A 21,736-nucleotide genomic window follows, 5' to 3' on the forward strand; every position below is an offset into this window, starting at 1 on the left:
CGTGCCGGGGCACACTTTGCCACTCACGTGCCGGGGCGCACTTTGCCACTCACGTGGGGCAGGCGCTTCAGCGGCCGGGGCGGGCCTGGGTGAGGTGCGGGACCCAGCCGTGGGTGGGCCACTTCTTCAGACCGACCTTGGCGGGGACGATCCGCTTGTTCACGAACTGCGACTCCAGTTCGGTGTCGGACTCGCCCGTGAACCGCCACAGCGACGCGTCACCCGGCCGTGCCACCGACGACCAGGACTTCGCCCGGTACGCGGCGCGAACGATGTTGTCCGCGAACACGATCACCGGGATGTCGTCGGTGTTGCGCACGGCCGCGCCCGCTGCCCACGCGCCGCGGGACAGTTCGTAGACCTGCTCCGAGGTCACACCGCGCCGGGAGGCGGCGGGCACCTCGAGGACGACGCAGGGGGTCGGCAGATTCGGCACGGGTTCTGCTGCGTACTGCAACACGAGGTCGTCGACGGGTACGGCCCGCTGCTCGGCCGCGCCGCCGGCGAGGTTGCCCAGCGCGGAACCCTCGACGAGCCCCAGCGCTCCCACCACTCCGTTGCGCACCGCGTCGGCGACGCCACCGGTGTCGGCAACGCGATGCGCCACGATGTAGTGCTCGACCTCGTGGCCGGAGTCGTAGATCTCCCGGATGCGGGCGATCGTCGCCGCTTTCACCTCGGCGCCGTCGGTCTCCGGATCCTCGAGCGTCTGCCGGTGCTCGTTCTCGGCCAGCGCCTCCCACACGTAGCCGTACACACGGGTGCCGCGTCCGGCGCCGACGTAGAACACCGACCTGTTGCGGGGGTCGAGGAGCGCGTAGACGTAGGTGCCGAGTTCCTCACCCACCCGCTTCGGGAACGGCTGCGGCGCGTGGCGGGTCTGATACACCTCTTTCAGGATCAGGCGCAGGGCCGCCAGTTTCAACGCGACGGGAACCCCGCCGTCGATGCCGTCGAAGAGTGCGGTGGCGGCGCCCTGCACGGAGGAGAAGGTGTGCCCGACGTGCCGTTCGAGGGACTTCGTGACGTCCGCGAACTGCGCGAACCGCACCCGCGGGTCGGGGGACGCGTTGTCCAGGTCGTTGGACGCGAGGAAGGTCTGGACCTCGGCATTGTCGAGCCAGCGAGAAGTGATGTCGATCGGGATCGTCCAGACGGTAGCCATGCCCCTACCGTAAGGGAAAACCTCGATGAAGAACTCGGACGACTAATACACCGGGCGATTCGAACTCTTTCGACGTCGTAGGCGGTGCGGGAAGATGGAGTGGTACCCGTTCCGACGCAGGTTGGGAGAACATTCATGGCAACGCCCAGCTACTCCACCCGCACGGCGGTCGACATCGCGGTCGGCGTCCTCATCGCCTACCGGGGCTGCTCCGAGAACGACGCGTTCACCGAACTCGCGGAGACGTCCCGGCAGCACAAGGTTGCCCTCGCCCGTACCGCCCGCGCGCTGATCGCGTTCATTCAGACCCATCACGACGACCTTCCCGCGTCCGATATCACCGCTGCGGCCCTGCAGTGGAGCCACGCCACTCCGTACCGCGGCGCGTTCGGCACGGCGGCATGAATTCGGGCGAAGTCTGAGAATTCTCTGGCTTCGACGGCGCGACGCTCCGCAAACCTTCAGACTCGATGTGAGACCGAACGACCTGCGCACCGAGATACGAAGAGGTAACTGAGTTGACGATCCGCAAGATCACGGTTGCCGCGGTAGCGATCGCCGCAGCCCTCACGATGTCCGCCTGTGGTTCCGACGAGCCGTCCGGCTCGAGTGGGACCACCACGTCCACCACCGCGTCGGCGACCGAGACGACGGCCGACCTCGTTCTGCCGACGGCCGCCGACCTCAATGCGCTGCTGGCGAAGGGCCTAGACCCGGCCACTCCGCTCGACGAGAAGATCGCCATGGTGGAGGGTTCGGAACAGGATCCGAACCTGTTCAACCAGGTCGCCGCGGCCGCTCAGCAGGCGGGTGCGCAGGTTCAGGTGCTGGACCCGGTTATCGACAACGGCGACGGCAGCGCCAGCGCGCAGCTGCAGTTGACGATCAACGGCCAGGTGCAGCAGAACACCCTGCCCGCCATCTTCGTTCCCGGCGAGAACGGGACGTGGAAACTGTCGAAGGCGACGGCGTGCTCGATCGTGGCGATCGCGCAGCTGACGTCGCCGGCCTGCCCGCCCGCCTGATCCGGGCTTCCGCGTCACACGCCTTCCAGCGCCTCACCGATCTCCTGGACGGCCCGGTTGTGCTGATCGGTGATCAGCACATGTCCTGCTGCGATGGTCAGCGCAACCGGCCATTCGATGATTTCGACGGCGGCGAGCAGGCCGATCGCCGCGAAGAATGCCAGCTGCTCGGGGCGCGGCAGCGGCATCCTGCCGAGGATCGGCAGCTGCACGGCGAAGCTGTGGGCCTCCTGCACCCGCTGGACGGCGTCGCTGTGCGACTGCGCCCCAGACGTCGACTGCGCCTCGGGCGTCGACTGCGCCTCCGACGTTCGTTGGGCCATAGTTCGTCTCCCTTGTCCGTGCCGTTTGCCGGTCAGCCACCTTGACCGCGGACCGTGTCGGTTGTGCTGAGTGCCGTCGCCCAGACCGCCGCCGGTGTCTTCTCCGGCGCCGGGGACCCGTTGACCGGGGTGGTCACCCGGGTGCTCACCCCACCGCTCCGGGAGGTGTACGCCGTGCTGCTGCGGGCCGGCGTCATCGAGATCGTCGAATCACCCGCAAGCTTCTCCAGCAGTGCCGGCGCGAACGCGGCTGCCGCGGTCGCCGCACCCGCACATCCCAGCGCCTGGGCCCAGCCGACCGGTCCGAGCGGGGTGCATCCCAGCAGCTGACTGACGCCGGGCGTACTGACCATCACGGTGAGCGCGGCGAGCGACCCGCCCGCGGTGAGGACGACGAGCGGGCTGCGCGAATCGATGAGCGTCTGCCCCAGCTGCGTGCCGACCAGCGCAACCAGCCCGACGGTCGACGCCCTGCGTTGCCTTCCCGTCACGCTCGCCAGCGCCCACGCCGTGGTCGCCCCCGCCGCGGTGGCGGTGCCGCGGATCGCGACGGTCCGCCACAGCGCGGCGCTGTCCGGTCCGCGGCCCTCGCCACGGGTCTGTTCGTTGGGCGGGCTCACCGCGAGCGCGGCCGCCGGCAGGGCGTCGGTGAGCACGTTCACCAGCAGTAGCTGACGCGCGGTGAGCGGCGACCGTCCGGCGATCGCGCTGCCGATCAGGGCGAACGCCACCTCGCCGGCGTTCCCGCCGAGCAGCACCGACACTCCGGCCTGCACCCGCCGCCACAGCTGGCGGCCCTCGTCGAGGGCGTCGCGCAGCGCGTCGACGCGGCCGTCGAGGAGCACCACGTCCGCTGCGCTGCGGGCGGGGTCGCTGCCGCGCGAACTGACGCCGATCCCCACACTGGCGGCCCGGATCGCGGCGGCGTCGTTGGCGCCGTCGCCGACCATCGCGCAGACGTGACCGACGCGTTCGAGGGTCTGCACGATCTGTACCTTGTGCTCGGGCGTCATCCGGGCGAAGACGACGCACTTCTCGACGGCGTTCTCCTGCCCCCGGTGCGACAGGGTGTCCCATTCGGTGCCGCTGATCACCTGTTCGGACGACACGGGCAGTCCCAGCTCTCGCGTGATGGCAGTGGCCGTGACGGGATGGTCGCCGGTGATCAGCCGGACTCCGACCTGGAGGCGTTCCAGGTCGGGAAGCAGTCCGGCCGCTTCGGGGCGCGGGGTGTCGGCGAGCCCGAGCAGTCCGACGAGTTGCAGCCCGCTGCCGCACAGTTCGTCGAGTACGTCGGCGTCGTCGGCCGCGCGACGCGACTGGAATTTCGTGACGGTCCGGCGGGCGACGGCGATGACGCGCAGCCCGTCCGCTGCCATGCCGAGGACAGTGTCGTGAACCTCGTCGGCGTCGATTCCGGTGCAGGCGGCGACCACGACCTCCGGTGCACCCTTCAACGACAGGTGTGTCTTCGACAGCGAGGCGGAGTAGGGCCGTCCGGAGCGGAACGGAAGATAGCTGCGGTGCTCGCCCTCCGGTGGCAGCAGGTCCGCTGCCGCGTCGGCGATCGCGACGTCGGTGGCGTGCGCGGCCGGACTGCCGTCGGGGGTCACGGCACTGCGTCCCGCGCATGCGAGCACGTCTTCGCGATCGAACCCCCGCTCCGGGACGGCGGAGACCACCCGCAGGCGGTTCTCGCTCAGGGTGCCCGTCTTGTCGAAGCACACCACGTCGACGCGGCCGAGCGCCTCGACGGACCGCGGCGCCCGCACCAGCGCGCCCGACCGGGTCAGCCTGCGTGCGGCGGCCTGCTGAGCCAGGGTCGCGACGAGCGGCAGACCCTCCGGAACCGCTGCCACCGCGACCGCGACACCGCTGGTGACCGCCTGCCGCAGTCCGGTGCCGCGCAGGAACCCGACGGCGGTCACCAGCGCCCCGCCTCCGACGCTGACGGGCAGCACCCGGTCGGTGAGGCTCCTGAGCTGCGCCTGTAGACCCACCTGCGACGCACTCGCCGGGGTGATCGCGCCGGCACGTCCCGCTTCCGTGGCGTCACCGACCGCGGTGACGATCGCCGTCGCCGTGCCGGTGAGGATCGTAGTTCCCGCGAACACCATGCAGGCGCGTTCACCGATCGGTGCGCCCGGGGTCGGCGACGTCTGCTTGCTCACCGGCAGCGATTCCCCGGTGAGCGAGGATTCGTCGACCTCGACGCCGGGTGCCTCGACGAGCCTGCCGTCGGCGGGCACCACCTCGCCGGGGAGAATCTCGATGACGTCGCCCGGCCGCAACCGCGACGCCTCCACCCGCTCCGTCACCCGGCTGTTCGCGGATCCGGCGACGCGGTGCGCCGGCGGATCGCCCGCCGCCAGCAACCTGTTCAGCAATCGTTCCGCGTGGAGGCGTTGCACGGCCGACAGCGCGGCGTTGCCCGCGAGCACCGATCCCACGAGCACGGCGTCGATCGGCGACCCCAGCAGCGCGCTCGCCGCCGATCCGGTGGCCAGGACGGGGGTCAGCGGATCCGAGAGTTCCGTGCGCATCGCCCGCCCGAAGTCCCAGGCCAGGCCGACCGGCCATGCGGTGATCCGTCCGATCGCCTCGGCCGGGGCCAGCACGAGACGCACCGATCGGCGGCGTGGTGCCGCCGCGCCCTCGTCCTCGTGCACGGGTAGCAGACGGCGCACGTCCAGCGCCGGCAGCTCGTGCCAGGCGTGTACCGGGGCGGCCGGGGGATTTTCGGCCCGCAGCACACTGCGCGCGAGGGAATGTCCCGTCCACAGTCCTGCCGCCGCACCGACCGTGACGGGCCCCGGTCCGCGACCCCGCACTCCCGGCAGCATCACGAGCGCACCGAGCATCGACGCCGCCGTGGCGATCTCGACGCCGCGCCGGCTCGCCGTCCGGGCGTCGGGCAGGGACCGCAGCACCCGCCAGACCCCGGCGAGGTCGTCGACCATCAGGTCCGCACACCACGGCGGCGGGGCGGCGTCGACGAGAACCCCGATACCGACGTCGGCCGCTGACAGGGCGTGCGGTGCCCGGCCTGCCACCACCGCGACCGTCGCGCCGTTCGCCTGCAACTGCGCGACGGCGTCGCGGAGGTCCGCGTCCGGCGATCCGCTCGACGGGAGCAGATCGTCGAAAGCCGAGCGGAGTCCGCCGAGTCCGTCCACGTTCACCGATATCACCTGGGCGCCCGACGTGCGGGCCTGCGTGAGCACGGCCGCCGCATTCGCGTGGTGGGCACGCGTCACGAGGACCGCGGAATCCTCGTCCACGGCGGCCGAGGCGACGTCGCCCGGAAGGTCGGCGAGCGCGTGCCAGCCCACCCCGAGGGTGCCGTTCTCGACGGCGGACCGCGCGGCCTCCCACACTCTCGTCCGGTCGGCGTCCCGGACCGCGCGGAGTCCGCTCACCCGCAGCTCGGCCGTGTGCAGCACGTCGGGGTCCACGACCACCGCGTCGACCCGGTCCAGGCAGCGCAGTGCGGCGGGTCGCAGAACCAGCACGGAGTGACGGTCGGCGAGTCCGCGGCCCAGCGTCGCGGCGAAGGCCTCACGTGCGGTGCGGGCAGCCTTCGGCGCGGCGACCAGGGCCGCGTCCGCGGCGCCCGCGACACTGCGGGTCGCGACCCCCACCGCCGTCGCCCCCACGAACTGCGCGATCGCCGCCCGGTCGACGTCTCGCTCCACCGGCCCGGGCGTGGCGCGCACGCGGGGGCGGTCGTCCGAGTCGTCCGCCGGGGCCTCGGCCAGTTCGGGTTCGCGGCGGTGCCACACCTGCCGGCCGGACCACGCCTCTGCCGTGATCGCCGACCGCAGTGCCACGTCGACGGCGAGGGATGCCGGTGCGCGCCGCAGCACGTCGCCGACGGCTTGAGCGGTGGCGAGCAGCAGTTCGGCGGCGTCCGGCCCGAGCCGGTTCTCCACCATGTCGCGCAGCCGCGGCTGATAGTTGACGAAGGTGACCACGGCGGCGGGCACCGCCGCCGGCAGGCTCGGCATCGGAAGCAGGCGGACACCGGCCGCCGCGACGAGGCCCGTCGTCGCCGCGGCCAGGGCGAGAGCCCGTTCGGCGAGCGCGACGTCGTCGCCGGGCAGTTCCCTGGGGCGGTCCCGGACTGCGCCGCGCGCGAGCGGGCGGGCGGCATCCTCCGCTCGTTCGACCACCGCGCACAGTGCGGTCACCGACGGTCCGTCGTCGCCGACCGTCACCACCATCCGGGACAGCGGGCGGTTGAGTTCCGCTCCGTCCACACCGGCGGTCGCGCGGACCGCGGCGAGAACGGCTGCGGCCACGTCGTCGCCGTGCGGTCCGTCGAGTCCGCGGACCTCGATCCAGGCACGGCCGTGTCCGGAACTCGCGCGGCGGGCCGGAGTTCCCCCCAGCACCTCGGTGGTGATCTGTGTCGCGGTCCGCACGGTGGTGGTCATCAGACCGGCGGCGACGGCGAAATATCGACCGAGTCCCACGGCGCTACTGTGCGGTCGAGGTGGGGGCTTCGGTGTCGCGTGAGGTTCGCGACCCCGCGCCGAACTGCCGCAGCACGAGCGCCGCCCCGCCCGCGGTGACCAGCACCGGCCACTCGACCAGTCCCGCCGCACCGACGGCCGCCAGGGTCAGAGCCGCGGCCGGTGTCGAATGACTTCCGCTCTCCATGCCGGCCCGGGCTCCGCTCGCCGCCCCGCGCACTCCGCAGACCACGCCGCCGAGTGCCGCTCCCCCGACCGCTCCGACCGCACTCGTCGTCGCGTTCGCGGCACCTGTCACGGCGTTCACTGCGCCGTCGACGATTCGCATGATGAGCTCCCATCGGCCGTGGCCACTCCCGCCGGTGCACGGCGGATCATGTCTGCGATACCCCCCTCAGGGTATTCTCAACCGCCGCACACCGGAACAGATTTCAGGGAACTCTCGACGAATCTCAGATACTGTTCTGCCCCAGGGGAATTCGCTCGCCCTGTTCGGTGCGCCAGAAGTCCCGACCGTCGTAGGTCACGACGTCGCCGCTGATGTGACTGGCAACGGCACCCGCAGCCGTCGTCGGGTCGGGGAATCGCCGGCCCTGCATCGGTCCGCGCATGATCTCCAGCGACTGCGTGCCGGGGTCGAACCGTCCGACCAGTCGATACCCCTCGAAGTCGGCGACCACCTCGAGTCGGGTGTCTGCCAGTTCGTCCGATACGGCGGCCGCTTTCGCCGGCTTCTTGCGGGCGGACGCTTCGGCGAGCGCGTCCGCCCGCAACGTTGCCGCAGTGGTGGCACGCTGGGCGTCGCTGTAGCGGCTGGGGTCCTTCTCCCCCGCCAGGCCGAGCAGGTCCCAGCGGCCGCGACCGTGCGCGATCCGGCTCAGCGGAATCGCGTGATGCCCGGTTCGGGTGCGGCCGGGAGTGTCCATCATCCACAGATCCACCTCGGCACGGATGTCGTCGGCGACCTCGGCGGAGGGCACGACGAAGAACTCCTCCGGAGTGCTCGCGAGGTCCACGAACACCCAGAACTGTGAACCGGTGTCGTCGTCGTCGAGCGATTCGTCCTGTTTACGGGCCTGCCAGTCGCCGCTCAGCTTGGAACGCACCCGCACGATGCAACTCGTGCCGTCGTCGCCCCAGACCTGGACCGGGTTGCGACGCGAGTGGGTGAGCCGGACTGCTTTGCCGCCCCGTTCCACGACATCGGCGATGAAGGCCTGGATTCCCCGGCTGGCGGTGTCTTCCACTGTGTACGTGTCCGTCCGTGATTCTGCGTCCCGTACGCAGGTGGAGAGAGGTGTGGCGACGGGTTTGCGCAGCACGACTCGGCGTTCTCCTCCTCACCCTACGTGCCGTGCCCGGTGAGCGGTGACTACCCGACCGGGTGGGCTACCTCCGCGGCCTCGGCGAACAGCCACGACAGCACCAGCGCACCGGGGTCCACGACACCTCGCGCGGCCTCACCGATGTAGCTGGCCCGGCCGCGCCTCGCGGTGAGGTCGGCGGTGGCCTCGGCTCCGCGGGCGGACGCGTCCGCAGCCTCGGCCAGGCCGTCGGCCAGACTCCTCCCCGCGGCGACGGCCGATTCGAAGGCGGCCACGGCGGGGGCGATGGCATCGATCATCGTCTTGTCTCCGGGTTGCGCCCCGCCGAGTTCCTGGATCGTGTCGAGGCCTGCCCGTGCGGCGGCGGCGATCGCCTTCGCGTCCACACCCTGCGGTGCGTCGGCGGCCACCCGGTAGAACTGCCGGAACCAGACGCCGAACAGCGCGCCCGACGTGCCACCGGCATGGCCGAGGTAGGCGTCGGACAGCGACTCGAAGATCGTCGCCGGGGAGTACCGGTCGCGGATCCCGGCGACGTCGACGTGGTCGAGTGCGGCCACCATGTTGGTGCCGAAGTCGCCGTCGCCCGCGCGGCGGTCGAGGTCGGTGAGGTTCGGTTCCTCGGTGAGGACCTTCTCGACGAACGCGCCGATCCACCTGCCCACCGCCGCCCGGCCGAGTGCGTCGACGGTATCGGGAACTTTCGCCTCGTCCACGCGGGAGGCGACGTCCGACCGGAACTGCACCGCGGATCGGTCTGCGATGCCGCGGAATTCGCCGGCAGGCGCGTTCGGCCATCCCGGTGCGGCGGTCGGGGTGTCCCAGAGGTCGAGGAGTTCGTCGTCGCAGCGCACCAGCGTGATGGACGCGCCGTCCATGTCGAGGGCGGTGACGAAACTGCCGACCAGCGAGCGCCGGATCACCACTCCCCTTTCGGCGAGGTAGTCGGCGAATTCTGCGAACAGCAGTTGCAATTCGAGCGGATGGGCCGCACCGAGCCCGTTGACGATCGCGATCACCGGATCCCCGCGCTGCACGCCGAGCGAGGCGAGCACGGGGTCGGTCAGCCGGCGGACCAGTTCGGCGGCGGGCAGCGCGTCGACCCGTTCGGTTCCGCGTTCGCCGTGGATGCCGATCCCGAGTTCGATCTGCCCCTCCGGGAGGTCGAACGACGGCGAGTCCGACCCCGGCACGGTGCACGCTCGCAGTGCCACGGCCATGCTGCGGGAATTCCGGGCCGTGCGTCGCCCGAACTCCGCGACGGCGGCGAGGTCGTCTCCGCGTTCGGCCGAAGCGCCGCAGATCTTCTCGACCGCGATCGTGGCCGCGGTGCCGCGGCGCCCGGGCCCGTCCTCCTGTTCGGACGCGACGTCGTCGTCGACGAGGACGTGCTCGACCGTGACGCCGTCCTCCGCCGCCAGGTCGCCGGCGATGCGGAAGTTGAGGACGTCGCCGGTGTAGTTCTTCACGATGTGCACGACCCCGCCGCCGGCGTCCACGGCCCGGGTGGCGGCCCGCACCTGCATCGCGTTGGGTGAGCTGAAGATCAGGCCGGGGCAGGCTCCGGTGAGCATGCCCCGGCCGACGAATCCGGCGTGCAGCGGTTCGTGCCCGGACCCACCGCCCGACAGCAACGCGACCTGCCCCGACGGCAATGGTTCCCGCCGCGTCAGGTAACCCGGTTCCGGATGCCATTCGAGGTCGTCGGTGGTGGCGACGGCCCCGCGGAGCGCGTCGACGACGAAAGACTTGGGCGAGTTCAGGAACTGTGGTTGCGCCATGCCCCCACGCTAAACCTCCGCATGTGAGTGCCGCGGAGTACCGGAGCACACTTTGCCACTCACGTGGGAGGCGGCGGCGAGCGCTTCCTCGAACTCCCGGCGGCCCGACTGCGACCCGAGCAGCAACGCGAGCCGGGTCAGGAAACCCTCCCGGTCCGATTCGCCCGCCTGGTCGAGCGCCTCCGACAGCCCCATCCACACGTTCTCGCGCAGCGACTCCTCCGGGCTCGCGGCCGTGCCGGTGTGCGCGGGGACGACACCCACCGCGGGGGCGGTCGCCGCCCTCACGTGCTCGTGCACCTCCCCGAGCAGCGCCAGGTCCCGGACCCGGCACAGGACGAGCCCGTCCGGGCGGATGACGAAGCACTCGCCGGGGGACGCGCCGAGAGCGGCCGAGACCGCCCCGTCGGGGTCGTCCAGGACGGTCAGGTCCGCCGCCGCGTCCACCACCGCACCGGGTGCGGGGACGACGACCGCCCGCACCAACTCGGGCGAGAGCGCCGTCGCGAGCCCAGATGCGTGCGCGGCGATCATCCGAGCACCGGCCGCATCCACTCCGACACCGAGCACCGCGAAACCCGTTCCGCGCACACGGTTCAGCGAAGACTCCACCGACCCCTCGGCGGTGACGACGCGAACTCGCCTGTCTTCCAGCGGATCCCCGGGCAGCAGCCCGGTCGTGCCCTCGGCCACCGGCCACGTCAGCGGCGACAGGTGCGCGTGCGTCGCACTGGACTGCCGCGGATTGATCAGGTGCCCGAACTCCGGGTGGGTCGTGGCCAGCGCCAGGACGGCGTCGCGGGTGGTGCGGTAGCCGTGGCTGCCGGGCGACATGATCAGCGTCGACTTTCCGGCGTTGTCGACGTTCTGCTGCCAGGCACCGCGACGTTCAGCCGAATATGCCTGCAGCAGTGCTTCGTCCGCGGTTCCGTGGACGACGGCGGCCAGCGTCCAGGCGAGGGTCTCGGCGTCCTCCATTCCGGAGTTCAGCCCGCGGACGCCGAAGATCGGCACCAGGTGCGCGGCGTCGCCGGCGAACAGGATGCGACCGTGCGTGAAGTCGTCCAGCGCGAGCGCGTGCGCGCGGTAGAAGCCGTGCCACTCGAGGGTCCACGGCACGTCGTTCTCTAGCCAGTCGAGGTGCCGGGTGATCCGGTCGCGGATGCGGTCTTCTTGTGTCTCGAGTTCGGCGTCGTCGGAGCCGTCGAGTTGGTAGTCGATGCGCCAGATGTCGCGGGGCTGCTGATGCATGATGATCGTCGAGCCGGGGTTGCTCGGCGGGTCGAACCACACCATCCGTTCGGCGGGCAGCGTCGATTCCCAGTGGATGTCGGCGATGACGTAGTTGCCCTGATAGCTGTTTCCCTGCAACCGGATTCCCGCGAGTTCGCGCATGCGACTGCGCCCGCCGTCGGCGGCCACCACCCACCGCGCGCGCAGCCGGCGCGTGCCGAACGCGGTGTCGATGTCGAGTGTCACGTCCTCGTCCGACCGCAGGACCCCGGCGACGCTGGACGACCAATGGAATGTGATCAGCGGGTGCGCGAGCAGCGTGTCGGTCATGATCTGCTCGATCTCGGACTGCGACACGTTGACCATGGGACCGCGGACGTCGTGCTCGCCGTGCGCCATCTCGAAGTGCAGCACCTGCTCGTCGCGGTAGAAGCTGCGCCCGCCCACCCAGGGCAGCACGATCTTCTCGAGTTCCGGGCCGAAACCGAGCCGGGCGGCCACCTCGAGGCTGTGCCGGGAGATACAGATCGCGCGGCTGCCGAACGACACCTGGTCGGCGGCCTCGAGCACGGTGACGGGGATGCCGCGCTGCGCGAGACCGAGCGCCACGCCCATGCCGACCGGTCCTGCGCCCACGACGACGACGGGCAGGGTGTCGTCGGTTGCGGCGGTCGACGCGAAGTCCGTCGCCGAATACTTCTGTGGCTGAAAGTAGGTGGACATGTCAGGCGACCTCCGCCTTCTGTGCGTTCTTGTTCGTTTCCGGCAGTAGCAGAATGGCGACGAGACTGATCACGGCGATCACCACGAAGTAGGCGCTGATCGCGACGGAACTGCCGAAGGCCCCGAACAGCCACGTCGCGAGGACCGGTGCGAGCCCACCGCCGAGGATGGCGCCGATTTGGTAGCCGAGAGATGCTCCGCTGTAGCGGATGTGGGCGGGGAAGAGTTCCGCGAACAGCGCCGACTGCGGTCCGGCGGTGGTGCCGAGCACCGCGGCCATCACGACCATCGCGAGCAGCATGACCGGGAGCGACGCCGTGTCGATCAGCGGGAAGAACACCGCGGCGACGACCACCAGCGCGATCGAACTCCACGTGTACACGCGGCGCCTGCCGAGCACGTCCGACTTCCGGGCCGACACCGCCATGCCCGCCATCCAGACCGGGCACGCGACGATCAGCAGGGTCAGCATCGTGGCGCGGCTGAAGCCGAGTTCCTTCGTGCCGTACGTCAGCACGTAGACCATGAAGACGTAGGCGATGCCGTTGGTCGCGATGAACGTGCCCGCGGCGAGCAGCACGGTCCGCCAGTTCTTCGTGAGTACCTCGACGATCGGCATCTTCACGATCGTGTCGCTCTCCTTGGCCTCGGCGAAGGCCGGGGATTCGAAGACGCCGAGGCGAATCCACATCGCGACGCCGACGAGCACCGCGCTCGTGAGGAACGGCACGCGCCAGCCCCAGGTCTGGAATGCGTCGTCGGACAGCAACTGCGTGACGCCGAGGAAGACGACGTTCGCCATGATCACACCGGCCGGGACACCCATCTGCGGTGCCGCGCCGTACAGTCCGCGCTTGCCTTCGGGGGCGTGTTCGGTGGCCATCAGCACCGCGCCGCCCCATTCACCGCCGACGCCGATGCCCTGCACGAACCGCAACGCGACCAGCAGGATGGGTGCGGCCACCCCGATGGCCTCGAAGTTCGGGAGCAGTCCGATGCCGACGGTCGCGGCGCCCATCATCGTGAGCGACAGCACCAGCATCGACTTGCGCCCGATGCGGTCACCGAAGTGGCCCATGACGACGCCACCGATGGGGCGGGCGATGAAGCCGACCGCGAAGGTGGCGAACGCGGCGAGGGTTCCGGCGAACGTCGACGCGCCGGGGAAGAATTGTGGTCCGATCACCAGGGCCGCGGCAGTGCCGTAGATGAAGAAGTCGTACCACTCGATCGCGGTGCCGACGAAACTCGACAGGACTGCCCTGCGCGCTTCCTTGGGGGACACCGTCGGTGTCGCCTCGGTGATTGCCGTCATCTTCTGCCTTCCCGGTTCTGCTGCGCGCACACTCATCGCGTTACCGGAATGACAATGACCCCACTCACATACGTCTGAAAAGCGGGACTATCCCCGCATGAATTGCGGAAATTCCGTGGAATGCGCGTCTTCGCAGTTCAGGCCGTGACGAACCGGATGAACGCCCGCGCGACCCGGCTCAAAGTCGCCTCCTGATGCCACGCCACGACGACGGCCACCGACGCCGGTTTCGGTTCGGCGATCGGTTTCACGACGACGGGCAGACCCTCGTACGTGACGTCCACGCGTGGCCGTTGCAGCAGCAGCGTCCATCCGAGGCCGCGCCCGACGAAGGCCCGGGCGGTCTCGAAGTTCGCGGTCCGGTAAGCCACCCGCGGCGCGAAACCGGCCTCCCGGCAGACGTCCATCGCGTGGTTGGTGCTCGGTGGCGCATCGAGCAGCACCATCGGGTGCTCCGCCAGATCCGCGAGGCGCACCGGCCCCTGGACTCCCGCAAGCGGATGCGCCGCCCCGAGCACCACCATCGGCTCGCGGGTCATCAGCGGCACGGTCTGCCAGTCCGGGGGCAGGTCGAGGTCGTAGACGATCGCGACGTCCAGTTCGCCGCCCTCGAGCTGGGTGCGCAGCCGGTTCTGCGTGTCTTCCCGGAACTCCACGGACGCCCGCGGAAACTCGGTGGTGAACGCGTACAGCATCGACGGCAGGATCGTCGGGCCCAGCGCCGGGTAGCAACCGACGGCGATCGGCCCGGCGACGGCGCCGCCCTCCCCGGAGGCGTCTGCCTGCAACTCCCCCGCCTGCTGCAACAGTGCCCGCGCCCGGGACAGCACCGCCTCCCCCGTCGGGGTCAGCTGCACACCGCGGGCGCGCCTGCGCACACACAACTGCGCCTTCAGCGCCTTCTCCAGGTCGGTCACCGCCGCGGACAGCGCCGACTGCGACAGGTGCATCCGCTCGGCGGCACCGCTGATCGTTCCGGTCTCCGCGACCGCCACGAACGCCGCCAGCTGGCGCATCGTGTACACGGGGACGTTGTCGGGGCGGGCCATGGAAGAACGGTAGCGCGGGACCTCCCGGTCAGGTGGCCGCCGGGACCTGCGCGAGAACGTCCCGGGTGGCGGCGACCAGCCGCGCGAGCCACGCATCCGTGCCGACGGCCCGCCGGAGCGGCTCGTTGGGGAGTTCGATGCTCACCGGTAGGCCGGCCGGCAACGTCGACCAGATGCCGGAGAGCGGGATTCCGCCGGTCCCCGGCACGAGTCGCTCTTCGCGGGCCTGCCGGATCAACTCGGCGTCGTCCACCGGCACCGGCACCGAGCCGTCGCACATCTGCGCGTAGTGCAGCCAGTCCCGCGGGATCGCCGCCAGGTCGTCGAGTGTGGTGCTGGACCGTCCGACGTGCAGGCCGTCCACCAGTACGCTGCGCGCCGGCCCGTCGGCCTGCGACACGATCTCGACCGCCGCGGTCGCGTCGGGCACCGCGGTCCACGGCATGAACTCGAGGCTGGCGACGATGCCGTACGACGCGCACAGTTCCGCGAGCCGGACGTAGGAGTCGGTGAGCCTCGAGCGGTCGCGGTCGTCGCCGCCGACGAGAACCGCTCTCGCGCCGAGCCGAGCGCCCGCCTCGAGCAGCGGAACATAGCGCTTCGGGTCGAAATCGGCTCCCAGCCGGATGATTTCGAGGTCGAACACGTCGACCGGCGAGTCGTCGAGCCGCCGCACGAGCGCGTCGAGCGCGGCGTCGTTCTCGTGCAGCGGATACGCGGTGGTGCCCGGCGCCGCGGGCAGCAACCGGATGCCGATGGTGTCGAAGCCGTGTTTCTCGGCGAGGTCCACCTGCTCCAGCGGCGCGATGTCGAGCACCGTGAGCGCGGCAAGGCCGAGTGGGGCGGTCATCGGGAAACTCCTGTCGTCGAGGCGAGGCGGCGACCGGTGAGGTAGCCGAAGGTCATGGCCGGTCCGAGGTTGATGCCGCCGGACGGATAGTGACCGCCCATCACGCTGGACTGGTCGACTCCGACGGCGAACAGGCCGTCGATAGGCTGGTTTTCGTCGTTCAGCACCCGCGACGTCGCGTCGGTCACCAGTCCGGCGAACGTCCCGAAGCTGCCGGGGACCACCTTGACGGCGTAGAACGGTCCCTCCTCGAGCGGCGCGAGCGCCGGGTTCGGCCACGGGTTGTCGGGGTCGCCGGAGCCGACGGTGAACGGGGTGGTGCCGCGGCCGAATTCGGGATCGGCGCCGTCGCGGGCGCCCTCGTTGAACGCCGCGACCGTCTTCTCCAGGCCGTCCGGGTCGACGCCGATCTTCTCCGCCAACTCGCGGACCGTGCGGCCGCGGGTGAGGTAGCCCGACTTCAGGTACGGCCAGGTGGGGATCGGGAGGGGCTTGGCCATCCCCAGCGGGAAGTACCGCAGGTACCGCTGGTCGGCGATCAGCCAGGAGCAGACCTCCTCGCCGTCGGGCACCTGCTCGACCATCGCGAGGGTGTAGTCGTGGTACCCGAGCCCCTCGTTGACGAACCGGCGACCGTCCGCGAGAACGCCGATGGCGCCCGGCTTTCCGCGGTCGAGGATGTGCGGGAACACCCCCTCCTTGCCGTTGCGATACCGGATGATCGACACCGGGCAGTACGCCACCGGGGAGGCGAGGGAGCGGTCGAGCCGGCCGCCGGCGGATTCGCCGAGGGTGATGCCGTCGCCGGTGGTCGTCGACGGGGTGAGGGTCCAGTGCTCGCGCCCGGTGGGGGTGCGGGGGAAGAGTTCGCGGCGCCGGTCCAGGTCGTGGGAGAAACCGCCCGTCGCGAGGACGACTCCGCGGCGGGCGTGCACGGTGTACGCGCCGCCGGGGCCTTCCAGCCGGACACCGGTGACACTACCTGCGGAGTCGGTGGTCAGCGCGGTGGCGGCCGTGCTCACGCGAATCTCGACGCCGGCGTCGAGCGCGGACCGCAGCAACCGGCCGACGAGCGCGGTGCCGTTGACCAGGTGCTGGCCGCGCCGCTTGGTGGCGAGGTCGAGCAGGTGCGTCGAGACGCGGCGGGCGCAGTGCACGAACGCCTTCGCCGAACGCGTCGAATGCAGGAACGCCTGCAGATCCGGACCGGCCATGATGCCCATGCCGAGAAACGACGTCTCGTAGAGTTGCCGCCGGAGCAGGGCCGCGACGTCGGGGCCGAGCTTCCGCAGGCTCACCGGCTTCGGCCCGACCGAGCGGTGACCCGTTCCGGCGCCGGGGGTGTCGCCGTGGATGTCGGCGATCTTCGCACCCGGAACGAACTGCAGCGCCGTCTGCTTCTCGAAGAACTCCACCATCTCGGGGGCGCCGTCGAGGAGGGCGTCCACCTTGGCGGCGTCGAAGTTCTCGCCGAGCCGGTGTTCGAGATAGGTACGGGGCGCCGAGCGGTCCTCGGTCACACCGTCCGCGTGCGCGAACAGGTTCCGCGGCGTCCACATCCAGCCGCCGGACCACGCCGTGGCGCCGCCGCACGTGTCCGCCTTCTCGGCGACGAGGACGGACGCGCCGCCGTGCGCCGCCGCGATCGCCGCGGACAGGCCGCCCGCGCCGGAGCCGATGACGACGACGTCATAGGTGGTGGTGTCGGGGGTCATCGGTTCTCCTCGGTGGTGGCGAGAGTGGGAGCGGGCGCGAGGGTCACGACCCGGCCGGTGCGGGACGACTCGTACACGGCGGCGACGATCGCGAGCGAGGCGCGGGCGTCGCGTCCGGTGACGGCGGGTTCGCGTCCGGTGAGGACGGCGTCCGCGAAATCCTGCACCTGGAGGGTGTGGAAATCGGCGAGGCCGGCGTTGACCTCGGTGACGTCGAGATTGGCTCGGACGTCCGGGGTGAACGGTGCACGGAACTCCAGTTCGCCGGGGACGGTCCAGATTTCGTTGACACCCTCCCGGCCCTCGGGGAACTCGAGGACGCTCGCGATCGCACCGGTCTGCCCGATCACGGTGACCCGGTTGCCGAGGTTGTGGCTGGCGCCGGTGGTCGCGGTGACGGTGGCGGTGCCGCCCGACGCGAACGACACGACGGCCGACGCGCTGTCCTCGGTCTCGATGTGCTCGCCGTGCGTGTGGGTGCGGATGAAACCGCTCACCTGGACGGCCTCGCCCATGAACCACTGCAGCATGTCGATCTGGTGCACGGCCTGCGTCATGAGGACGCCGCCGCCGTCGGTGTCCCACCGGCCACGCCACGCGTCGGCGGAGTAGTAGGACGACGGGCGGTGCAGGATCACCGAGGCGTCGCCGAGCACCGGCACACCGAGACGGCCGTCGTCGATCGCGGCCTTGATCCGCCGGGCGGCGGGCCAGAAGCGGCGCTGGAACAGCACCCCGAACGTGACGCCCGCGCGGTCCGCGGCCTCGATCATCCGATCGGCCGCGGCGACGTCGACGGCGATCGGCTTCTCGCACAGCACATGGATGCCGGCCTCGGCCGCGGCGACAACCATCTCCTCGTGGACGGGATGCGGCGTGCAGACGGTGCACGCATCGAGGCCGAGTGCGAGCAGTTCCGCGACCGAGCCGACCGCCCGGTCGATGCCGTGTGCCGCCGCGAACGCCCGGGCCCGTTCCAGGTCGGGGTCGCAGCACCCGACCACCTCGACGCCGGGCACCTGCTGCAGGGCCCGGGCGTGGTTGCCGGCGATCTTTCCGCAGCCGACGATGCCGATGCGCAGTGCCATCAGAAGTGTTCCTCCGTTTCGACGTCCCGGGCGGCGGACTCGCCGCGGTCGAGACCGTTCAGGGCGGCGACGTCCTCGGCGGTGAGCCGCACGTCGAGGGCGGCCAGATTCTCGGCCTGGCGGGCCGGATTCGCGGACCGCGCCACCGGCACGACACCCTGCGCGCGATGCCACGCCAGGATCACCTGCGCGGGTGTGCAGCCGAGGCGCCGGGCGATGTCGACGACGACCGGATCGTCCAGGACCTCGCCGCGTCCCAGCGGGCTCCACGACTGCGTGCACACCCCGAGTTCGTCGTTCGCGCGCCGCACGGGCAGCCGGGCGAGCGACGGGTCCATCTGAATCTGGTTGACGGCCGGCGCCTCTCCGGTCTCGGCGACGATGCGGCACAGGTGCTTCTCGAGGAAGTTGGAGACGCCGACGTAGCGGACGAGACCGGCGTCCCGGCAGGCGAGCATGGCCTCGAACGCGGCCACGTACCGGTCGAGCCGCGGGAGCGGCCAGTGGATGAGGAACAGGTCCAGCCGATCCAGGCCGAGGTGCTTCAGGCTGCGTTCGAGCGCGCCGCGGATGTCGCCCGACACGTGGTCGCTCCCGCGGAGTTTCGTGGTGACGAACAGCTCGTCCCGCGGCACCCCGCATTCGCCCAGCGCGGCGCCGACGGCGTCCTCGTTCTCGTAGATCGCGGCGGTGTCGATCAGGCGGTAGCCGGACTCGATGCCCGACAGCACCGCACGCGTGGCGTCGGCGCCGGTCAGCGGCCACGTGCCGAGACCGAGGGGCGGGGTCACCATCATGCGCTCACCTGCTCGCGGGCAGCGGCGGCGGCCGTGATCTTCGTGGCGACGTCGACGGCGGTGACGATCGCGGCGTGGATGGAGCCGCCGTCGCCGCTGGCGTCACCGACCGTGTGGACGCCGAGTCGCGGTGCCAGCGAGCGGAGTTCGGCGAGCAGGTCGGCACGCGGCTCGACGCCGTGCGAGATCAGCAACTCGCCGGGTGCGTCGACCGTGCGCTCCACGCCGCCGGTCGAGATCACCACCCGATCCTCCTCGACCCGCGTCACGATCGACGACAGATGGGTGGTGAGGTTCTCGCTCGCCGCGAGCCGCGGGAGCAGCACGATCTTGCCGCGCCTGCCCACGTCGTGGGCGATGGTCTCCTGCGGGCCGATCATGACCACTGTGGTGCCGTGCAGCAGCAGGTCGTCGGCGACGGCCGCGGCCTCCCGGTCGGCGCCGAAGATCGTGATCGCGTCGGGTGCAGGTTCTCCGGATGCGAGGAAGTCACGGACGTCCCGGACTCGGCGCAGTTCGGCCCCGGGGAGATCGACCGCGGGTCCGCGGCCGCCGGTCGCGAGCACGACGGCGTCGAAGTCCGCGGCGGCGAGTGCCGCCGCATCGACCCGGGTGCCGGTATGGCACGTGACATCGAGGTCGGCGATCTCGGCGAGATACCAGTCGACGATCCGCGAGTACTCGGGGTACTCGTGCAGCCGCGACGCCAATGCGAAATCGCCACCGAGGTACTCGCGTTCGTCGTACAGATCGACGCGGTGCCCGGCGAGCGCGAGGTCGCGGGCGGCGGCCATGCCCGACGGTCCGGCTCCGACTACGGCGACCCGCACCGTCACGTCCACAGGTTTCGACGGCTGCTCGAGTTCGCGGCCCACCCAGGGGTTGACCGAACACGGGACGGGTCCGGCGGCGAGGCTGTCGATGCAGTAGTTGCAGGCGATGCACGGGCGGTACCGGCCGCCGTCCAGCGCGCGGTTCGGGAAGTCGGGGTCGGCGTGCAGGGTGCGGGCCATGCTGACGAAGTCGGCCTGCCCGGATTCGATGATCCGCGCGGCGGCTTCGGGTGAACTGATCCGGCCCGCGACACCCACGGGAAGGTCGAAGTCCCGGGTGTACTGCTCGGAGTACGGGGCCAGGAGTCCGCGTGGCCACTCACCCGGCTGGATGATCCACTGCCCGGACTCGTAGTTGCCGGCCGAGACGTCGAGGAAGTCGAGCCGGTCGGTGTCGATCGCGTCGATGCACGCCCGGGTGGTCTCGGCGTCGAGACCACCGTCGATCCCTTCGAATGCCGAGAACCGCAGTCCCAGAGCGATACCCGGGGCCATCGTGCGGACGGCGTCGATGATGCGGTTGACGAACAGCGTCGGGTCGGCCCACTCGTCGTCGCGGTGGTTGTAGACGGGCGAGAGGAACTGGTGGATGAGGTAGCCGTGACCGCCGTGCAGGGACAGGACGTCGACACCGGCCTGCCGGCAGCGCACGGCCGCCTCACCGAAGCACTCGATGATGTGCTCGATGTCGTCGTTCTCGAGTTGTTCGGGCATCTCGCCGCCCACCACCGCGCACGGGATGGGTGTCGGTGCGACGGGGACGAAGCCGCTCACGGCGCCCTGCGCGGTGCGGCCGCCGTGGTTGAGCTCGACACCGGCCAGCGCGCCCTGCGCGTGGATCGCCTCGGCCATCTTCGCGATGCCGGGAATGCGTTCGTCGACGTCGACGCCCATCTGCCGGATGCGGCCCTTGCCGTCGGCGCGGACGTAACTGGCCTCGGTGAACACGAGAGCGGCCCCGCCCGCGGCGCGTCGCTCCAGATAGGCGATGTACTCGTCGGTCATCGTGCCGTCGATCTCGCAGTAGTTGCGTTCCATCGGCGCGGACACGAAGCGGTTGCGCAGTCGCACGCTGCCGAGGTCGAGCGGTGCCGCGAACGGCAGTGGTGCGGTCATCGGGACTCCTCGAGAAGGGTTGGGACACCCTGCCCGGCGAGGAGTTCACCGAGGTGGTGTCGCATACGTTCGGGATCGGGCCGGACCCCGGTGACGAGGGCGAACGTGTCGGCGGCCTGCGCGACGAGCATCTGTCCGCCGTCGAGCACGGAACAGCCGAGGCTGGTTGCGGCCGAGAGCAGCTCGGTGTGCAGCGGGCGGTACACGATGTCCGCGACCCACAGGCCGGGGTGCAGTGCACCGGTGTCGAAGGGGGTTCCCGGGTGACCGACCATGCCGACGGGGGACGCGTTGACGACACCGTCACAGGACCGCAGGGTCTCGGGGATCGCGGCGATCGGGATCGGCGTGGCCCGGGTCGACGGGAAGGCCGCGCCGACCCGGGTGCACACGTCCGCCGAACGGGCCGGGTCGGCGTCGGCGACCCGCAGGTCCCGCACGCCGGCCGAGGCGAGCGCGTAGGCGACCGCCGATCCAGCCCCACCGGCGCCGGCGAGGACGACCCGGCCGAGCGCCGCGTCGGGCAGTCCCCGTTCCAGGGCGGCGAGGAATCCGCTGTGGTCGGTGTTGTGGCCGATCAGCCGGCCGTCGCGGACGACGACGGTGTTGACGGCGCCGAGGAGGCGTGCGTTGTCCGACAGTTCGTCGAGGGCGTCCACGACGATCTGCTTGCACGGGTGCGTGACGTTGAGGCCGGTGTACCCGATGGCGACGGCGTCGCGCAGAACCGTGCCGGCGCTCTCGACCGGAACCGCCGAGGCGTCGAGGTCGATCAGTTCGTAGCGGTAGCCGGTGAGGCCGAGAGCGTCCGCTTCGTGTGCGTGCAGCGCCGGCGACAGGGACGTGGCGATCCCTGCCCCGACGAGTCCGATTCGGTGACAGCTGGATTCGGGGCCCATGAAGATTCTCCTGCGTGGTTCGGT

The 21,736-nt window shown here is 70.9% G+C and carries 17 protein-coding genes and 1 pseudogene; 3 read left to right on the plus strand and 15 right to left on the minus strand.

Annotated features, from left to right (window positions below):
* Nucleotides 1-67 precede the first annotated feature (67 nt).
* Nucleotides 68-1,165, minus strand: coding sequence for a GIY-YIG nuclease family protein (locus ROP_RS07535; protein ID WP_012688741.1), 1,098 nt, complete (start codon nucleotides 1,163-1,165; stop codon nucleotides 68-70).
* Nucleotides 1,166-1,300: 135 nt separating this feature from the next.
* Between ROP_RS07535 and ROP_RS07540 the strand changes: the two genes are divergently transcribed.
* Together ROP_RS07540 and ROP_RS07545 are read left to right on the plus strand one after the other, a co-directional pair.
* A complete protein-coding gene (locus ROP_RS07540; RefSeq protein ID WP_043824382.1) occupies nucleotides 1,301-1,570 on the plus strand; it encodes an ANTAR domain-containing protein in 270 nt (89 codons plus the stop codon).
* Nucleotides 1,571-1,683: 113 nt separating this feature from the next.
* A complete protein-coding gene (locus ROP_RS07545) occupies nucleotides 1,684-2,190 on the plus strand; it encodes a hypothetical protein (RefSeq protein WP_012688743.1) in 507 nt (168 codons plus the stop codon).
* Nucleotides 2,191-2,204: 14 nt separating this feature from the next.
* On the opposite strand, the gene ROP_RS07550 is transcribed toward ROP_RS07545, so the two are convergent.
* Nucleotides 2,205-2,513, minus strand: a complete 309-nt coding sequence (locus tag ROP_RS07550) for a hypothetical protein (protein WP_012688744.1) — start codon at nucleotides 2,511-2,513, stop codon at nucleotides 2,205-2,207.
* Nucleotides 2,514-2,654: 141 nt separating this feature from the next.
* Between ROP_RS07550 and ROP_RS45210 the strand changes: the two genes are divergently transcribed.
* Nucleotides 2,655-2,843: an Rv1535 domain-containing protein gene (locus tag ROP_RS45210; RefSeq protein WP_419789311.1), complete on the plus strand. Its 189-nt coding sequence runs from the start codon at nucleotides 2,655-2,657 to the stop codon at nucleotides 2,841-2,843.
* Here the strand turns inward: ROP_RS45210 and ROP_RS07555 are convergent.
* The 13 genes and pseudogenes from ROP_RS07555 to ROP_RS07615 all read right to left on the minus strand — a co-directional run.
* Nucleotides 2,777-6,949: pseudogene (locus tag ROP_RS07555) on the minus strand (HAD-IC family P-type ATPase); the annotation flags it as partial. The gene ROP_RS45210 and the pseudogene ROP_RS07555 sit on opposite strands and share 67 nt — an antisense overlap.
* Before the next feature lie 43 nt (nucleotides 6,950-6,992).
* Nucleotides 6,993-7,316, minus strand: coding sequence for a hypothetical protein (locus ROP_RS07560; RefSeq protein ID WP_012688746.1), 324 nt, complete (start codon nucleotides 7,314-7,316; stop codon nucleotides 6,993-6,995).
* A gap of 124 nt (nucleotides 7,317-7,440) precedes the next feature.
* Nucleotides 7,441-8,235 (minus strand): hypothetical protein, encoded by a 795-nt coding sequence (locus ROP_RS07565; RefSeq protein ID WP_012688747.1) that lies wholly within the window; start codon nucleotides 8,233-8,235, stop codon nucleotides 7,441-7,443.
* Nucleotides 8,236-8,360: 125 nt separating this feature from the next.
* Nucleotides 8,361-10,094 carry a dihydroxyacetone kinase subunit DhaL gene (dhaL, locus tag ROP_RS07570; protein ID WP_012688748.1) on the minus strand — a complete coding sequence of 578 codons (1,734 nt, stop codon included), beginning with the start codon at nucleotides 10,092-10,094 and terminating at the stop codon, nucleotides 8,361-8,363.
* A gap of 9 nt (nucleotides 10,095-10,103) precedes the next feature.
* Nucleotides 10,104-12,050 (minus strand): FAD-dependent monooxygenase, encoded by a 1,947-nt coding sequence (locus ROP_RS07575; RefSeq protein WP_012688749.1) that lies wholly within the window; start codon nucleotides 12,048-12,050, stop codon nucleotides 10,104-10,106.
* A 1-nt stretch (nucleotide 12,051) separates the two neighbouring features.
* Entirely contained in the window at nucleotides 12,052-13,365 is a 1,314-nt protein-coding gene (locus ROP_RS07580; RefSeq protein ID WP_043824384.1) for an MFS transporter, read from the minus strand.
* Between the two features lie 137 nt (nucleotides 13,366-13,502).
* Nucleotides 13,503-14,414 (minus strand): LysR substrate-binding domain-containing protein, encoded by a 912-nt coding sequence (locus ROP_RS07585; protein WP_012688751.1) that lies wholly within the window; start codon nucleotides 14,412-14,414, stop codon nucleotides 13,503-13,505.
* A gap of 28 nt (nucleotides 14,415-14,442) precedes the next feature.
* A complete protein-coding gene (locus ROP_RS07590) occupies nucleotides 14,443-15,264 on the minus strand; it encodes a sugar phosphate isomerase/epimerase family protein (RefSeq protein ID WP_012688752.1) in 822 nt (273 codons plus the stop codon).
* Entirely contained in the window at nucleotides 15,261-16,979 is a 1,719-nt protein-coding gene (locus ROP_RS07595) for an FAD-dependent oxidoreductase (protein WP_012688753.1), read from the minus strand. The genes ROP_RS07590 and ROP_RS07595 overlap by 4 nt, the downstream gene beginning before the upstream one ends.
* Complete coding sequence (locus tag ROP_RS07600; protein WP_012688754.1) at nucleotides 16,976-18,067, minus strand: Gfo/Idh/MocA family protein; 1,092 nt, start codon at nucleotides 18,065-18,067, stop codon at nucleotides 16,976-16,978. Before ROP_RS07600 ends, ROP_RS07595 begins: the two co-directional genes overlap by 4 nt.
* A complete protein-coding gene (locus tag ROP_RS07605; protein ID WP_012688755.1) occupies nucleotides 18,067-18,864 on the minus strand; it encodes an aldo/keto reductase in 798 nt (265 codons plus the stop codon). The genes ROP_RS07600 and ROP_RS07605 overlap by 1 nt, the downstream gene beginning before the upstream one ends.
* On the minus strand, nucleotides 18,861-20,813 hold the full coding sequence (locus tag ROP_RS07610) for an FAD-dependent oxidoreductase (RefSeq protein WP_012688756.1): 1,953 nt from the start codon (nucleotides 20,811-20,813) through the stop codon (nucleotides 18,861-18,863). The genes ROP_RS07605 and ROP_RS07610 overlap by 4 nt, the downstream gene beginning before the upstream one ends.
* Complete coding sequence (locus ROP_RS07615) at nucleotides 20,810-21,712, minus strand: shikimate dehydrogenase (RefSeq protein WP_012688757.1); 903 nt, start codon at nucleotides 21,710-21,712, stop codon at nucleotides 20,810-20,812. Before ROP_RS07615 ends, ROP_RS07610 begins: the two co-directional genes overlap by 4 nt.
* Nucleotides 21,713-21,736 lie beyond the last annotated feature (24 nt).

Source organism: Rhodococcus opacus B4, from assembly GCF_000010805.1.
Taxonomy (GTDB): domain Bacteria; phylum Actinomycetota; class Actinomycetes; order Mycobacteriales; family Mycobacteriaceae; genus Rhodococcus_F; species Rhodococcus_F opacus_C.

Excerpts from the sequence above, each read along its gene's own strand:
- ROP_RS07535 (WP_012688741.1), bottom strand. The coding sequence starts at position 1,165 with ATGGCTACCGTCTGGACGATCCCGATCGACATCACTTCTCGCTGGCTC.
- ROP_RS07540 (WP_043824382.1), top strand. The coding sequence starts at position 1,301 with ATGGCAACGCCCAGCTACTCCACCCGCACGGCGGTCGACATCGCGGTC.
- ROP_RS07550 (WP_012688744.1), bottom strand. The coding sequence starts at position 2,513 with ATGGCCCAACGAACGTCGGAGGCGCAGTCGACGCCCGAGGCGCAGTCG.
- ROP_RS07560 (WP_012688746.1), bottom strand. The coding sequence starts at position 7,316 with ATGCGAATCGTCGACGGCGCAGTGAACGCCGTGACAGGTGCCGCGAAC.
- dhaL (WP_012688748.1), bottom strand. The coding sequence starts at position 10,094 with ATGGCGCAACCACAGTTCCTGAACTCGCCCAAGTCTTTCGTCGTCGAC.
- ROP_RS07575 (WP_012688749.1), bottom strand. The coding sequence starts at position 12,050 with ATGTCCACCTACTTTCAGCCACAGAAGTATTCGGCGACGGACTTCGCG.
- ROP_RS07580 (WP_043824384.1), bottom strand. The coding sequence starts at position 13,365 with ATGACGGCAATCACCGAGGCGACACCGACGGTGTCCCCCAAGGAAGCG.
- ROP_RS07585 (WP_012688751.1), bottom strand. The coding sequence starts at position 14,414 with ATGGCCCGCCCCGACAACGTCCCCGTGTACACGATGCGCCAGCTGGCG.
- ROP_RS07590 (WP_012688752.1), bottom strand. The coding sequence starts at position 15,264 with ATGACCGCCCCACTCGGCCTTGCCGCGCTCACGGTGCTCGACATCGCG.
- ROP_RS07595 (WP_012688753.1), bottom strand. The coding sequence starts at position 16,979 with ATGACCCCCGACACCACCACCTATGACGTCGTCGTCATCGGCTCCGGC.
- ROP_RS07600 (WP_012688754.1), bottom strand. The coding sequence starts at position 18,067 with ATGGCACTGCGCATCGGCATCGTCGGCTGCGGAAAGATCGCCGGCAAC.
- ROP_RS07605 (WP_012688755.1), bottom strand. The coding sequence starts at position 18,864 with ATGATGGTGACCCCGCCCCTCGGTCTCGGCACGTGGCCGCTGACCGGC.
- ROP_RS07610 (WP_012688756.1), bottom strand. The coding sequence starts at position 20,813 with ATGACCGCACCACTGCCGTTCGCGGCACCGCTCGACCTCGGCAGCGTG.
- ROP_RS07615 (WP_012688757.1), bottom strand. The coding sequence starts at position 21,712 with ATGGGCCCCGAATCCAGCTGTCACCGAATCGGACTCGTCGGGGCAGGG.